This window comes from Pueribacillus theae, from assembly GCF_003097615.1.
Lineage (GTDB): Bacteria > Bacillota > Bacilli > Bacillales > UBA6769 > Pueribacillus > Pueribacillus theae.
Genome location: NZ_QCZG01000001.1, coordinates 103,612 through 117,338, shown reverse-complemented (window position 1 = coordinate 117,338; position 13,727 = coordinate 103,612). Strand labels below are relative to the sequence as shown.

Below are 13,727 nucleotides of genomic sequence, written 5' to 3'. Positions count from 1 at the left end.
ATTTCCGTTACATTCCTGAAATTTTTGCTTGCTGTTCATTTGCATGATCGAGATAATTACGGCGCAAATGATGACTGTTTTTATTTATATCATCACTTGATGCCTGAATACGCATCAGTTTGAAAGCAAAATCCGGCAATTCCAACTCACCATCGTTTGAGGTCAATTTCGTTCTTTTTTCATTGTCAGGCATTTTCAATTCAATCCGTACACCATCAGGAGTATCCATATTCCGTGAAGGATGGCTGGAACAGCGTCCGATCCAATAAAGCAATAGATTTCTCAAAGGGCGAGACACATCTTTTAAATCGGAAACGGAAAACTGTTCTTTCTCCAATAGCTGCTCAATGATTTCCACTTCTTCTTTTTGCTTTTGTAAATATATTTCCCTCGTCTCATTTTGCTTTTGCTTCGTTTGGCGAACTGGTTCATTTTGTTGTCTTTTGATTTGCTTACGGCTTCGCGAACGCAAATGACGAATCATCGGACTTTCGTCCCACATGCTGCTATGTCCACTATCGTTCATCGGTTCGTCCCAGCCTTGAAAATGCCTTGTTTTATAAAGACCAAACGTATAGGCCGCAAGCTCCTTCGCTTCCTCAAGTTCATCGATAGCGAAAAACCATTGTCCCAAATAGTCCAGCTCTCTTTTACGGCTTGTACCAAGCCGTCTTTTTTCCTGGATTCGTAAAACGGCACGCACAATTTTGGAAATCGTTTCTTTTGTTGCTTGTTCCAGATAGTAGAGATCGGATAATTCGTTTCCTTCACCTAAAAACCATCTTTTAAAGCTTTGCCATTCCGCTTCAAATTGCGCATGTCTCTCCTCATGTGTACGGTCGTCTTCAAGATTGGGCAACCGTTCTTGTTCGGCAGTGATCTTATCCAGCAATTGCTCTTCATTAAGAGAAATTTTCCGCAAATAGCCTTCAATTTTATAAGAAGATTTCTGCATACCTTGAATGAAATTCCGCAAGTAATGAGTCAACGTATCTTTAAACACTAGAAACGATTCTGTCATCATTAATTCTTCCGCTTTACCTGTCTGTAAGCTAGCAAGATAATCCGAAGCATTTTCATGCAGTTGTTTGAAAGCTCCGGAAAGCGATTTCCACAAATCCAACGCACCTTCAAAATCTTTATCCTGATCGAGCATGTCATTGATTTGTTTTAACCATTCGACGATTTGGTCAAATAAGGAAGCCTCCAGTGAACCGCCATATCCTTGGATCGATTCCAAGTTCTCAAGCATTCTTTCAATCTCAATCGAATACGGCGTTAACAAATAACGAAACTTTTTACGCAAATATTCTTCTACCGTCGATGCCTTACTGCCGTCGTGTCGATTTGTAAGGTTCTGCCATTCGGTCAGCGATTCCAAGTCTTGTTGACATTGCTCTAGCGTATAGTCTTTAATTAACCCGAAATCAAGCACACCTTGATAGACTTCTTCCGGACTTAACCAGTATCTGAGCTTTTTGTATTGTTGATAGAAATAACGCATAAGCAAGCGGTAGCGGTGAACATTCTCCGCATTCAAATACTTTAATTCGGGAACAGGTCTAATCCACATTTGTTCCGGCGTGTTTGTCATATATGAACGCATCCTTTGTAAGCCGATATATGTATCGTTTTCTTCATTATAACGAAACTCTACCATCTTCACACCCGCTATCTATGAATAAATGGTTTCCAATTATGATAGAGTATGGGCAAAAATGCAAAGACCTATGCCTAAAAGATGCACCAAAGTTACTCGTAATGAAAGAGATCAGACAGTGAAATTGAAAAATATGGGTTGTTGTTTTGGAAGGAACTCTAATTGTAATTAGAGAGGAGCCAATGGACAAATTTAATGTAAATTGGATGGAAAAGTGTGGAAATCTAAAAAATGATAGACAAAAAATATAGGGTCAGCTTCTTCCCTAATTATTTTGCTTGTTTCAGTTGCATGATGTCTGCTTTGTTTTGATGATTTTCTTCTACTAAGACTGTCAAACTCGCTTCAAGGTTGTCTAGTCTTTCCGTAATTCTCCCTTCCATTTCTTTCATTTCAGTTCTTAGCTCAGTTTTCATTTCTGCCATTTCAGTTTTCATACTGCTTTCCATTTCTTTCATTTGAATAGATAATTCCTTTATTGCTTGTAAAATCTGTTTTTCCATTGCATTCAATCCTTTCATGGTTTTTACTTGTATTTTAATTTTAGTATCCTTCGACAAGTTTCTCAACATTAAAATAATAGAAGAGCAACCCTACTGTTCACATCACTTCGTGTAAAATCCGTCATACTGTGCACAAAAACAGCCAAGGATCCAATAATCATGCGGATCCTTGGCTGTTCTTATATGTCAATAAATATGATTTCGCAATCCGTGAAGCAATGTTTCCATATCATCTGGAACAGGTTCAGAGAATATGAGCTTCTCTCCACTTCTAGGATGCTTAAAGCCTAATACTTCAGCATGCAGTGCTTGGCCATTTATCGGCAACGTTTTTCTTGGACCGTATTTTGGATCGCCTGCAACCGGATGATCGATATATTTCATATGAACACGGATTTGATGCGTTCTTCCGGTAACAAGCTGACATTCAACAAATGTAAAATGATCGAATCGTTCAAGAACGCGAAAATGCGTAATAGCTTCTCTTCCTTTATCCGTTACTGCCATTTTTTTACGATCATTTTCATCCCGGCCGATTGGTGCATCAATTGTCCCTTGATTATGTTCGAAACTTCCATGGACAATTGCTTTATACTTCCTAACCGTTGTTTTCGCTTTTAACTGCTGGACGAGCGAATCATGTGCTTGATCGTTTTTGGCGACCATCAGTAAGCCTGACGTGTCTTTATCAATCCGATGTACAATCCCGGGCCGAATGACACCATTAATTCCCGACAGATCATTGCAATGGGCAAGCAAGCCATTGACAAGTGTGCCCGACATATGCCCCGGTGCAGGATGGACCACCATTCCGCGTGGCTTATTTACGACAAGCACATCTGCGTCTTCATAAATGATATCTAAATCCATTGTTTCCGGTCGGACTTCTAAAGGTTCTGGTTCAGGAACAACAACTTGAATGTTATCACTAGCTTGACATTTATAGCTCGCTTTTACCAGTTCACCATTCACCATTACATGTTCATCATCTATTAATTCCTGTACACGTGAGCGTGAGACGTCTGTCATTAATCCCGAGAGCAGTTTATCGATGCGTTGGCCTGATTGCTGTTCATCAATCGTAAAATGGAATGTCTCCATTACGCTTCTCCTTTTTTCTGTTCCTCTTTTAACGTAAATAGCATGAGAAGGATCACGCCAATAACAAGTGAGGAGTCTGCAATATTAAAAATCGGGAAATCGCGCGTGCCAATTTTTACATCGATAAAGTCAACGACCTCTCCTCTAAAAAACCGGTCGATAAAATTGCCGATCGCACCGCCTAAAATTAATCCAAACGCGATTCCCGTTCCTTTGTAGGCAACATGCTTCTGCAAATAATAGATGATACCGACAACGACAATGAACGTAATCATAAAAAACAGCCACATCTTCCCTTGCAAAATACCGAAGGCAGCCCCCCGATTTCGGTGGGAAGTAAAATACAATACATTTTCAATTAAAACAATTTGTTCGCCAATGTTCATTTTTGCTGCGACAATCCATTTTGTTAGTTGATCCATCAAGATTACAATCAAAGCGATTAAATAATAGAACACCTTACGACCTCCGTAAACATCGCCCTTCAGACAATGTGCTTTAAGTATGTGTTCAAAAGGAGGACAAAAAGAACCGACGCAGAAATTCTTAGCCTATTAAGGAAGTTCGACTAAAAGCATCACGTCCTGTGATAACGTCGAACTGACTTACCTCCTGTAAGCCTCCGGACTTTTTGAACAACCTCTTAAACACAAAATGGAATGAAGGAGCTATCCGCCCCTTCACTTTTTTACGCTTCTTCCAAGACTTGGACACAACGTGTACATAATGTTGGATGTTCCTCATGCTGCCCCACATCAGGTGTTACCATCCAGCAGCGCTCACATGTTTCACCTTCTGCCTGCTTTACGATGATATTTACATGATCAAATGATTTTGCATCATGAGGTGCACCTGCCTTATTTCCTGCTATATTGACTTTTGAAACGATAAAGAGCTGTTCAAGCGAACCCGCTTTCTCAAGCAAAGCTTTCGCTTCATCTGTCGGATATAAAATAACCTCTGCCGTAAGTGATTTGCCAATCAATTTCTCATTTCTTGCTTCTTCAAGCGCTTTTAACACTTCATCTCGAATTGCGATCAATTGATCCCATTTGTTTTTAATTTCTTGATGATTTTCGATTTGCTGCACCTTCGGCATATCCGTCAACTGAACGCTTTCTTCTTTGACGCCTTTCGTATGCTCCCAAACTTCTTCCATCGTATGTGGCAAGATCGGTGTAAGGAGTTTCGCAAGGGCAAGCAGCACGTCATATAAAACCGTCTGGATCGCCCTTCTCTTCGGATCGTTCGCCTTTTCGATATAAAGCGTATCTTTCGCAATATCTAAATAAAAGGCGCTTAATTCGATCGTGCAGAAGTTGTGCACCGCATGATAAATCGTAGAAAACTGGTATTCATCGTACGCTTTTGTAACCTTTTCGATAAGCTCATTTAGTTGGATAAGCATATAGCGATCGATTTCAGACAATTCATCGAGCGATACTCTGTTGTTCAATGGATCAAAATCATGCAGGTTCCCAAGCATGAACCGGAAGGTATTCCGTATTTTACGGTAAACCTCAGCCACTTGCTTTAAAATTTTATCCGATACCCGAACATCTGCCTGGTAATCGACAGAAGAAACCCACAGCCTTAAAATATCGGCACCAAGCTGCTTCATGACATCATTAGGAATAATAGTGTTTCCTATGGATTTACTCATTTTCCTTCCTTCTCCGTCAAGGACAAAGCCGTGGCTGATAACTCCTTTATATGGAGCTTTGCCAGTTACCGCGACACTTGTTGACAAAGAAGAGTTGAACCAACCGCGGTATTGATCGGATCCTTCCAAATAAAGATCCGCCGGCCATGTTAACTCATCACGCTCAGCCAGCACAGCTTGGTGGGAAGATCCTGAATCAAACCATACATCCATAATATCCATTTCTTTTCTAAATTCGCCATTCGGGCTATGCTCTGAAGTAAAGCCTTCTGGAAGCAAGTCTTTCGCGTCTTTTTCAAACCAAATGTTCGAACCGTGTTCCCTAAATAAATTTGAGACATGCTCAATCGTTTCATCTGTAATGATCGGTTCTCCATCTTCCCCGTAGAAGACGGGAATCGGCACGCCCCAAGCTCGCTGCCTAGAGATACACCAATCCTCTCGGTCTTTTACCATATTGTGAATTCTCGTTTCACCCCATGCAGGATGCCATTTTACTTGTTTAATTGCTTCAAGCAGATCGTCCCGAAAATCTTTAATTGAGGCAAACCACTGTTCCGTCGCTCTGAAAATGATTGGTTTTTTCGTTCGCCAGTCATGTGGATAGGAGTGCGTGATGAATGCCAGCTTTAGTAGTGCACCTGTCTCCTCGAGCTTTTCTGTCACTGTTTTGTTTGCTTTATCATAAAACATTCCCTCAAATCCCGGCGCTTCAGAAGTGAATACTCCTTTTTCATCGACAGGGCAAAGAATATCCAAGTTGTATTTTTTACCAACGGCATAGTCGTCTTCCCCGTGTCCGGGGGCAGTATGAACACAGCCAGTTCCAGCATCCAAAGTAACGTGTTCGCCAAGGATGACGAGTGAAATCCGGTCGTAGAATGGGTGCAGCGCTTCTACATATTCTAATTCTTTTCCTTTGAATGTTTTTTCGACAGCAACATCTGTCCATTCAAATTCTTTCGCCAGTGAATCAATGAGATCCTTTGCAACAACGTATTTCTTTCCGTTTGCATTTACAACACTGTAATCGTAATCCGGGTGAACAGCAATGCCTAAATTCGCCGGAATTGTCCAAGGGGTTGTCGTCCAGATAACGATCTGTTCATCACCATTTAAAATTCCTTTGCCGTCCTTCACTTTAAAGCTAACGTAAATAGAAGGAGATCGCTTATCTGCATACTCAATTTCTGCCTCGGCAAGAGCGGACTCGGAAGAAGGGGACCAATACACTGTTTTCTTATCTTTGTAAATGTAGCCTTTCTTCGCCATTTCACCGAAAACTTTGATTTGCCTTGCTTCGTAATCTTTCGTAAGCGTAATGTAAGGATGCTTCCAGTCTCCACGAACGCCAAGCCGTTTAAACTGTTCACGCTGCCGGTCGATTTGCTTCAATGCATATTCTTCGCAAAGCTTTCGAAATTCAGCAACAGAAAGCTTCTTTCGATCAATTTTTCCCGATTTTGTAAGTGCCGTTTCAATAGGAAGTCCATGCGTATCCCACCCAGGCACGTACGGGGCATGATAGCCGCTCATCGATTTATAGCGGACAATGATGTCTTTTAATACTTTATTTTCGGCATGACCGATATGAATATCCCCGTTTGCGTATGGAGGACCGTCGTGCAATACAAAGAGCGGACGGCCTTTTGTACGTTCTTGTACTTTTTGGTAAATGTTTTCTGTATCCCATTTTTCTTGGATTTTTGGCTCTTTATTTGGCAAATTTCCTTTCATAGGAAAATCCGTTTTTGGCATTAATAACGTTTCCTTATAACTCATAAAACTTCCTCCTTGAAAAAAATATAAAAAGCCTTCTTCATCATCCCAATAGGGACGAGAAGAAGGCCTCGCGGTACCACCCTAATAGCTAAATCTAAAGACTTAGCCACTCTATATTCTTAACGCGAATAAACGCCAACACTTACTATAAAAGGTAACTTTCAGTATGGGACTCAAGGGTGATTTTCCTTTTTCCTGTTTGCCTCAGGCTCGCACCGTCCCTGATTCGCTTACCAAACAAATGAAAAAGTACTCTCCCTGTCATTGTCAAGTCAAATATTCTTTTGAAAATCTATTGACAATAGAGATGTATGTTTCTTTCAGATAGTATAAATAGATCATTGCATGAAGTCAAGTTAAACCGTATCCTCAATTTTCTCTGCTTCAACTATCGATTGGGTGACTTCATCCCATTCGTCATTATTCAGCATTTCCAATTGCGCTTCAATAAGCATTCTAAAGCGAGTGCGATAGACAGAAGCCTGTTTTTTTAACTCCTCGATTTCCACTGCAATTTGGCGTGATCGTGACAGAGCTTCATTAATAATTCGATCTGCATTCTTCTCGGCTTCACGAATAATAAGTTCCGCTTCTTTATTCGCATTTCGCCTTACTTCATCCGCTGTTTGCTCGGCAACAAGGATTGATTTTTTTAGCGATTCTTCTAGTTCTGAGAAATGCTTTATCCGCTCATTTAACGTTTGAACCTTTTCTTCCAGATCTTTTTTATCGCGAATCACTGATTCGTAGTCTTTGATGACTTGATCAAGAAACTCATTCACTTCGTCTTCAGCATAACCACGAAAACCTCGGTTAAATTCTTTATTATGGATATCAAGCGGTGTTAATGACACGTAAGCAACCTCCCACAATTCACTTTATTTTTTGCCGTATTGAATTCGCCATTTTTCCTTCTTGGTCTGCCCGTCAATCGATACCAATTTACCTCTGCCAAAGCCTCTTACAGAAATGGTGTCAAGTTTACAGCACTCGTAATTCGGCTGTTCCACGACTTTCCAATTCACTTTTACCATCCCTTTTTGTATGTATGCGGCCGATTTCGCCCGCGAAATATGAAACATTTCAGAAACCACAGCATCAAGCCGCAAAGAAGATACGGTCCCTGATTGTATTTTCCATTCTTCATTTATCTTAATAAGTTCTTCAGAATTAAGCTTTCTTAATGCCACTGTCGCCTTGCCAACTGCTTGTAGATTTAATTGAACAAAGCCGGAGACTTCTTTTGCAACAATAAATTGCACAGTCTTATCGTTGATCAAAATGTCGCCAAATTTATCCCGTATTATCCCTAAGTTCATTAATGCTCCAAGCAGCTGCCTGTGCTCAATGGTAAAAAATTTATCCGCATAATCAACTTCAAAAAAGGCTAGTCCAAAATCATCAGACTCTGGTTCGAAATATGGCGGAGAAATAATGGCCCTCTGTCGCTCGGCATTTTCTATACCGCCATCCAAAAAGACAACAACTTGTCCATCATAGCTGGCAAGCTGGGTAACAATTTCTTGTTGCCTTGGATCTAGAAAATCCGTTAGCTTGAATGAATATGTGTCTTTCACAAAATGAATCGATTCGAATATTTGATCAATGAATGGTTTTTCATCCGCTCGGTAATGTTGATAAATTGACATACTCATTCATCCTACATAAACATTCTAAAAATCTCAACGACCCCACGTTCAGCAAGCCGCAGTGCAATAATTGCAACGATTGGGGAAATATCGATCATCCCTAAAGGAGGAATAATTCTGCGGAATGGTTCCAAGTAAGGTTCAACAATTCGGCCAAGCATCTGGCCGAAACCGGATTCTCTGGCATTCGGAACCCAACTCATAAAAATATAGATAATAATGAGCCATGAATAAATATTAATTGCTGTAATAAGTAAGCTTACAACTGCACCCAAGCTTCAAACACTCCTTAATAGTCATCATCCAACACTTCTGAGATTTTTCCGGAAACATCGACATTTTCAGGTGTACATAAAAATGTATGCTCTCCAATTTTCTGGATATCGCCGCCTATCGCGTAAACGGTACCACTTAAAAAGTCGACAATCCGCCTTGCCTGATCATGCGGCACTCGCTGAAGGTTCATTGCGATCGCCCGATGGCTTTTTAATTGATCGGCAATATCTTGCACTTCTGAATAAACACGAGGTTCTACTAGGATAACTTTGACATTCTGCTGTACGCTTTGAAGACTGACGACATTTCCTGTCTTTTTTACAGAAGTGCGTTCTTCTTCGTATTGTTCAGGTTCCTCTTCTTCATACGTTTCTAATTCATATGTTTCGTCATCAAGTTCAAAAAAACGCTTAAATTTTGATTTGATTCCCATGAGCAACCTCTCTCCTTCTAATCATTTTCCACCATTTATTCCCTGCCAACAAGTGAACTTCCGAGCCTAATAAATGTCGCTCCTTCTTCAATAGCAATTGTAAAATCGTTTGACATTCCCATTGAGAGTTCATTGCAAGGAGCATATGCCAAATTCAAATCCATTGCCTCTTCCTGAATGTCTTTCAACTTTTTAAATACAGAACGAATCAGTTGCTCATCATCTGTATGTGGCGCCATTGTCATTAATCCGGCAACGATAATCTTTTCAAATTGCTGAAGCTCTTTAATAAATGGAAGTACTTCATTTACCGAAAGGCCATGTTTCTGTTCTTCACCTGATACATTGACTTGGACGAAACATTTTATTGGTTTGTCCGTACGTTTATTAATTTCTTTTGCTAATGATAGGCGGTCAAGTGAATGGATGTAATCGACTTTGTTGATGATATTTTTTACTTTTCTCGTTTGAAGTGAACCGATAAAGTGCCATGTTGCTTCCGTTCCAATCGCTTCATATTTGGAAAGGAAAGGCTGGTCCCTATTTTCTCCAAGATGTGTTATACCTGCTTCAAGCACGGATTTTGCAGTTGTTTCGCTTACATATTTCGTTACAGCTACAATCGTAATTTCATCTGGGTTACGGTTGGAGTTTTTACATGCTGTCTCTATTTTTTCTTTAATCTTTTTCAAATTTTCTTTAATTGTCAACGTGTTCACCCTAATTTTCATCCATACTTCTTATTCATGCCGTTGTTTGAAATTCCAATATAAGCCATCATTCTCCCAGTTTTCCCTGATTCTTTTCGATGTGAGAAATAAACGGATGTTGAACAACTTGTACATTGTTCTGAAATGGAAATTGCATGCTCAGAGATGCCGGCTCTCATTAATAAAAGCTTATTCAGTAACTTTAAGTTTAACATAAATTTGCCATTTGTTTTCTTAAATGAGACGGAATTTTCCAGTTTCAGTTTTTTTACTTGATCGATAACAAAATCGTCCACTTCGTAACAGCATTGTCCAATTGATGGCCCAATCGCAATCTGAATCTCGTCAAGAGCCACTCCTTCTTCCTGCCATCGATCGATCATTTTTTTGCCGATGTTGCCGACCGTGCCTTTCCAGCCTGCATGGGCAATGCCGACTACCTTGTTTTTCTTCGAAAGAAAGTAAAGTGGCACACAATCAGCATGCATGGAAACAAGTAAAACCCCCGGAATATTTGTGTAGAGGCCGTCCATGCCTTTTATAACTGTATCAATGTCTGCCGCCCCTTTACCAGCATCATTCTCATCTACTCGATAAATTTCTGTACGATGCGGCTGCTCTGCAACGACCCATCTTTCTAATGGGATCGCAAGCTTGTTTGCGACAATTTTTCGATTCGTTAGAACATCCTCCTTATTATCGCCAACGTGGAAACCAACATTTAAATGATGATATGGTTCTTTGCTGACTCCTCCGCAGCGTGTCGTTATCCCAGCTATTACACCATGTTGATCTTGCCAATCTTTAAGTGACAAATACGACTCGTCAACATTTTCTAACAAGACTTCTGACATTACGACACCCCTTGTTCATTCTTGAAGGATTCGTTCTTATTTTATCACAACTTGTTAAATAGAAGGAAGTTTCATTGTAAAAACAACCATTTAATGTTCGGTTTCATCCATCTGGCCCACTTCGTTGTAACGAACGAGAATAACATCTGCACCAATTTTTACGATGTTCCTCCAAGGTATAATCAGATCATTTTCCCTTCCGAATAATCCCATCATTTTTCCTGCCCCTTGAATAATGATTGCTTCTATTTTACCTGTCGTTACGTTAATTTCTAAATCATAAATATGGCCAAGCCGCTTCCCGCTTGAAACACTTACAACATCCTTGACTTGAAATTCAGAAATTTTCATGCTGAACCCACCTTTCACTAGAGTATATGAGCCGTCTTATAAAAATTGTACTGTTCGATTGAACATTCATTTTTCGAGGGAAATTGCTGTGCATATTTTTCCCTCCCAAGGAGATACTTAACGTAGACATCAACTCCTGCAAGGAGGGAAAGAATTGACTCGACAAAAAGTAGAAATTTGTGGTGTAGACACATCTAAGCTACCCGTTTTAAAAAACGAAGAAATGCGTAAGCTTTTTAAAGAAATGCAAAGTGGGGATATTACAGCAAGGGAAAAGTTAGTAAATGGAAATTTACGCCTTGTATTAAGTGTGATTCAACGTTTCAATAACCGCGGGGAGTATATTGATGATCTTTTTCAAGTGGGCTGCATTGGGCTTATGAAATCAATTGACAACTTTGATTTAAGCCACAATGTGAGGTTTTCAACGTACGCAGTACCAATGATTATTGGGGAAATAAGAAGGTATTTAAGAGACAACAATCCAATTCGTGTTTCCCGATCATTACGGGATATTGCTTACAAAGCTTTGCAAGCAAGAGATAAACTGATGATAAAAAATTCAAAAGAACCTACCGCCCAAGAAATCGCAAAGGAACTGGATGTCCCAAAAGAAGAGGTCGTCTTTGCCCTTGATGCCATTCAAGATCCTGTATCACTTTTCGAACCAATTTACAATGATGGCGGCGACCCGATTTACGTCTTGGACCAAATAAGTGATGATAAAAATAAAGATAGCCATTGGACAGAAGATATTGCGATGAGAGAAGCAATGACCCGGCTAAACGAGCGTGAAAAATCGATTTTGATTATGCGATTTTTCCAAGGAAAAACACAAATGGAAGTCGCAAATGAAATTGGAATTTCACAGGCGCAAGTGTCAAGGCTCGAAAAAGCAGCCATCAATCAAATGAACAAACATATTCAATGAGAAAAAGAGCCCTCTTTACATTCGAGGGCTCTTTTCACGGTGCACTATCTAAGTTCGGAGAAGTATATCTTTTACAAAGATGAAATCTGGAGACTGGCAGAATGCATGTGATCAATTAAACCATTTTATTGAATTCCTTCCTGAGGCGTTTGATAATTCTTTTTTCCAGGCGGGAAATGTATGATTGGGAGATGCCCAGTAAGTCAGCAACGTCCTTTTGGGTTTTCTCTTCTTTTCCGCTTAATCCAAACCTTAATTCCATAATTTGCTTTTCACGCGGGTTTAACGTATATAAAGCTTTTACTAGCAATTTGCGATTTACTTGGTCCTCTATCCCTTTTGTAATGATATTTTCATCTGTACCTAATACATCTGAAAGCAATAATTCATTTCCATCCCAATCTACGTTTAACGGTTCATCAAAGGAAATTTCTGATCTTGTCTTGTTATTCCTTCGTAAATACATAAGAATTTCATTTTCTATACATCTTGATGCGTAAGTGGCAAGCTTTATTTTTTTCTCCGGATTAAATGTATTCACCGCTTTTATAAGGCCGATCGTACCAATGCTAATGAGATCTTCGATATTGATTCCTGTATTTTCAAATTTTCGGGCAATATAGACGACTAATCTTAAATTATGTTCAATTAGTAATGATCGCGCATTTGTATCACCTTTTGGAAGTTTTTCAATTAATTCTGCTTCTTTCTCTTTTGATAGCGGGGCTGGTAATGCTTCATTCCCTCCGATATAATAAATTTCATCCGTTTTTATTCCAAGCCTGTTTAATAACTTGTACCAAAAGCGCATCAAACGAAATTTCCACATTTTCATCGTGTGCTTCTCCTCCTATTGTCTTTATTATTTTCCTTAAGATGCATTTGAAGTATTTGATTGCATGATCATTTTCGGGTGTAAAATACAATCGTAATCGCCTTCGCTTGATAATCGCTGATTTGTTAATCCAACTAAAAGTTGTTTTACAGTGTAGGTTTTATTTTTATAAAAAATCCGAATAAAATCAGGCCGTATCGCCAACATAAATTGTTCTTCTTGTCCAACCGAACGATAGGGAACAAATCTCATTCGGGCTGACCACGGATGACTGCTGTCTTCAAACGGATCCCCTGACAATAAACGCTCTGGATCGAACGGTAAATTTACATGCGATTGCTCCATTACCATAACAGGCACTTTTGTCAGTGGATCTGTTAGATGATTCCCGCTGTCAATAAGCCCTTTCAAGCGAAAAATTTCATCTTCAATATGCACTTCTACATCCGCAATTTGGTCATATGTCATTGTGCGGTATTCAATATTTGTGAATCGATTGCGGGAAAAAATCCAAAGAAGCGGAAAACCGATAATGACAAACAGCCAGCTAATTGGATCTCCAAAACTGCTAACGTTCATTTCCGCTATTGCGTTTAGCAGTTGGGAGTCTGTTTGAAGGAAAAAACGTACTGCAATTAACCCCCCGCCAATCATAAAAGCAACAAAATAAAACATCGCCACATTTTGGAAAAAATAAGAAAAGCGTTTAAATTGAAAAGCGATAAACACGATAAACATTGAAAAAACAAATTTAACTGCAGGATGATAGAAAAATTGAGCGCAGGGCGTAAAAATAATCAGAACATATAGCGATGCAATGGCAGAACTAATAAGGATCCGTTTTTTCTTTATGTCTCTCTTAAGCAAAATACCCGTCAATGTTAATAAAAGATAATCCGTACAAAAATTCAAAAACCAAATGACATCCAAATAAACAGCCATTTGAAATTCATTCCAATCATATTCTTTGTGTACTAGT

General features: G+C 39.5%; 15 protein-coding genes and 1 other annotated feature. Of the genes, 1 reads left to right on the top strand and 14 read right to left on the bottom strand.

The window, feature by feature from the left end:
- Positions 1-7: 7 nt before the first annotated feature.
- The 12 genes from DCC39_RS00635 to DCC39_RS00580 form a co-directional block, all read right to left on the bottom strand.
- Positions 8-1,660 (bottom strand): TIGR02677 family protein, encoded by a 1,653-nt coding sequence (locus tag DCC39_RS00635; protein ID WP_240613467.1) that lies wholly within the window; start codon positions 1,658-1,660, stop codon positions 8-10.
- 269 nt (positions 1,661-1,929) lie between these two features.
- Positions 1,930-2,163: a hypothetical protein gene (locus DCC39_RS00630; protein WP_116552936.1), complete on the bottom strand. Its 234-nt coding sequence runs from the start codon at positions 2,161-2,163 to the stop codon at positions 1,930-1,932.
- A gap of 186 nt (positions 2,164-2,349) precedes the next feature.
- The gene (locus DCC39_RS00625) at positions 2,350-3,264 is read right to left on the bottom strand and encodes an RluA family pseudouridine synthase (RefSeq protein WP_116552935.1); all 915 of its coding nucleotides are present in this window, start codon (positions 3,262-3,264) and stop codon (positions 2,350-2,352) included.
- Positions 3,264-3,722 (bottom strand): signal peptidase II, encoded by a 459-nt coding sequence (gene lspA, locus DCC39_RS00620; protein ID WP_116552934.1) that lies wholly within the window; start codon positions 3,720-3,722, stop codon positions 3,264-3,266. Before lspA ends, DCC39_RS00625 begins: the two co-directional genes overlap by 1 nt.
- Positions 3,723-3,952: 230 nt before the next feature.
- Positions 3,953-6,709 (bottom strand): isoleucine--tRNA ligase, encoded by a 2,757-nt coding sequence (ileS, locus tag DCC39_RS00615; protein WP_116552933.1) that lies wholly within the window; start codon positions 6,707-6,709, stop codon positions 3,953-3,955.
- Positions 6,710-6,756: 47 nt separating this feature from the next.
- Positions 6,757-6,983, bottom strand: a binding site (T-box leader).
- Between the two features lie 82 nt (positions 6,984-7,065).
- The gene (locus DCC39_RS00610) at positions 7,066-7,563 is read right to left on the bottom strand and encodes a DivIVA domain-containing protein (RefSeq protein WP_116552932.1); all 498 of its coding nucleotides are present in this window, start codon (positions 7,561-7,563) and stop codon (positions 7,066-7,068) included.
- Positions 7,564-7,587: 24 nt separating this feature from the next.
- Positions 7,588-8,358, bottom strand: a complete 771-nt coding sequence (locus tag DCC39_RS00605; RefSeq protein WP_116552931.1) for a YlmH family RNA-binding protein — start codon at positions 8,356-8,358, stop codon at positions 7,588-7,590.
- An 11-nt stretch (positions 8,359-8,369) separates the two neighbouring features.
- Positions 8,370-8,633: a YggT family protein gene (locus DCC39_RS00600; protein ID WP_116552930.1), complete on the bottom strand. Its 264-nt coding sequence runs from the start codon at positions 8,631-8,633 to the stop codon at positions 8,370-8,372.
- Between the two features lie 14 nt (positions 8,634-8,647).
- The gene (locus tag DCC39_RS00595) at positions 8,648-9,067 is read right to left on the bottom strand and encodes a cell division protein SepF (protein ID WP_116552929.1); all 420 of its coding nucleotides are present in this window, start codon (positions 9,065-9,067) and stop codon (positions 8,648-8,650) included.
- A gap of 35 nt (positions 9,068-9,102) precedes the next feature.
- Positions 9,103-9,777: a YggS family pyridoxal phosphate-dependent enzyme gene (locus DCC39_RS00590; RefSeq protein WP_116553087.1), complete on the bottom strand. Its 675-nt coding sequence runs from the start codon at positions 9,775-9,777 to the stop codon at positions 9,103-9,105.
- Positions 9,778-9,794: 17 nt separating this feature from the next.
- Positions 9,795-10,631, bottom strand: a complete 837-nt coding sequence (gene pgeF / locus DCC39_RS00585; protein WP_116552928.1) for a peptidoglycan editing factor PgeF — start codon at positions 10,629-10,631, stop codon at positions 9,795-9,797.
- A gap of 90 nt (positions 10,632-10,721) precedes the next feature.
- Positions 10,722-10,982: a YlmC/YmxH family sporulation protein gene (locus DCC39_RS00580; RefSeq protein WP_116552927.1), complete on the bottom strand. Its 261-nt coding sequence runs from the start codon at positions 10,980-10,982 to the stop codon at positions 10,722-10,724.
- Between the two features lie 154 nt (positions 10,983-11,136).
- Between DCC39_RS00580 and sigG the strand changes: the two genes are divergently transcribed.
- Positions 11,137-11,913: an RNA polymerase sporulation sigma factor SigG gene (gene sigG, locus DCC39_RS00575; protein WP_116552926.1), complete on the top strand. Its 777-nt coding sequence runs from the start codon at positions 11,137-11,139 to the stop codon at positions 11,911-11,913.
- Between the two features lie 115 nt (positions 11,914-12,028).
- Here sigG and sigE read toward each other — a convergent pair whose 3' ends face one another.
- Both sigE and spoIIGA read right to left on the bottom strand, forming a co-directional pair.
- Positions 12,029-12,748 carry an RNA polymerase sporulation sigma factor SigE gene (gene sigE / locus DCC39_RS00570; protein ID WP_116552925.1) on the bottom strand — a complete coding sequence of 240 codons (720 nt, stop codon included), beginning with the start codon at positions 12,746-12,748 and terminating at the stop codon, positions 12,029-12,031.
- 36 nt (positions 12,749-12,784) lie between these two features.
- On the bottom strand, positions 12,785-13,690 hold the full coding sequence (spoIIGA, locus tag DCC39_RS00565) for a sigma-E processing peptidase SpoIIGA (RefSeq protein WP_116552924.1): 906 nt from the start codon (positions 13,688-13,690) through the stop codon (positions 12,785-12,787).
- Positions 13,691-13,727: the final 37 nt, after the last annotated feature.

Coding starts and splice junctions, on each gene's coding strand:
- DCC39_RS00625 (WP_116552935.1), bottom strand. CDS start 3,264: ATGGAGACATTCCATTTTACGATTGATGAACAGCAATCAGGCCAACGC.
- pgeF (WP_116552928.1), bottom strand. CDS start 10,631: ATGTCAGAAGTCTTGTTAGAAAATGTTGACGAGTCGTATTTGTCACTT.
- DCC39_RS00580 (WP_116552927.1), bottom strand. CDS start 10,982: ATGAAAATTTCTGAATTTCAAGTCAAGGATGTTGTAAGTGTTTCAAGC.
- ileS (WP_116552933.1), bottom strand. CDS start 6,709: ATGAGTTATAAGGAAACGTTATTAATGCCAAAAACGGATTTTCCTATG.
- DCC39_RS00635 (WP_240613467.1), bottom strand. CDS start 1,660: ATGGTAGAGTTTCGTTATAATGAAGAAAACGATACATATATCGGCTTA.
- sigE (WP_116552925.1), bottom strand. CDS start 12,748: ATGAAAATGTGGAAATTTCGTTTGATGCGCTTTTGGTACAAGTTATTA.
- DCC39_RS00630 (WP_116552936.1), bottom strand. CDS start 2,163: ATGGAAAAACAGATTTTACAAGCAATAAAGGAATTATCTATTCAAATG.
- DCC39_RS00605 (WP_116552931.1), bottom strand. CDS start 8,358: ATGTCAATTTATCAACATTACCGAGCGGATGAAAAACCATTCATTGAT.
- spoIIGA (WP_116552924.1), bottom strand. CDS start 13,690: ATGGCTGTTTATTTGGATGTCATTTGGTTTTTGAATTTTTGTACGGAT.
- DCC39_RS00595 (WP_116552929.1), bottom strand. CDS start 9,067: ATGGGAATCAAATCAAAATTTAAGCGTTTTTTTGAACTTGATGACGAA.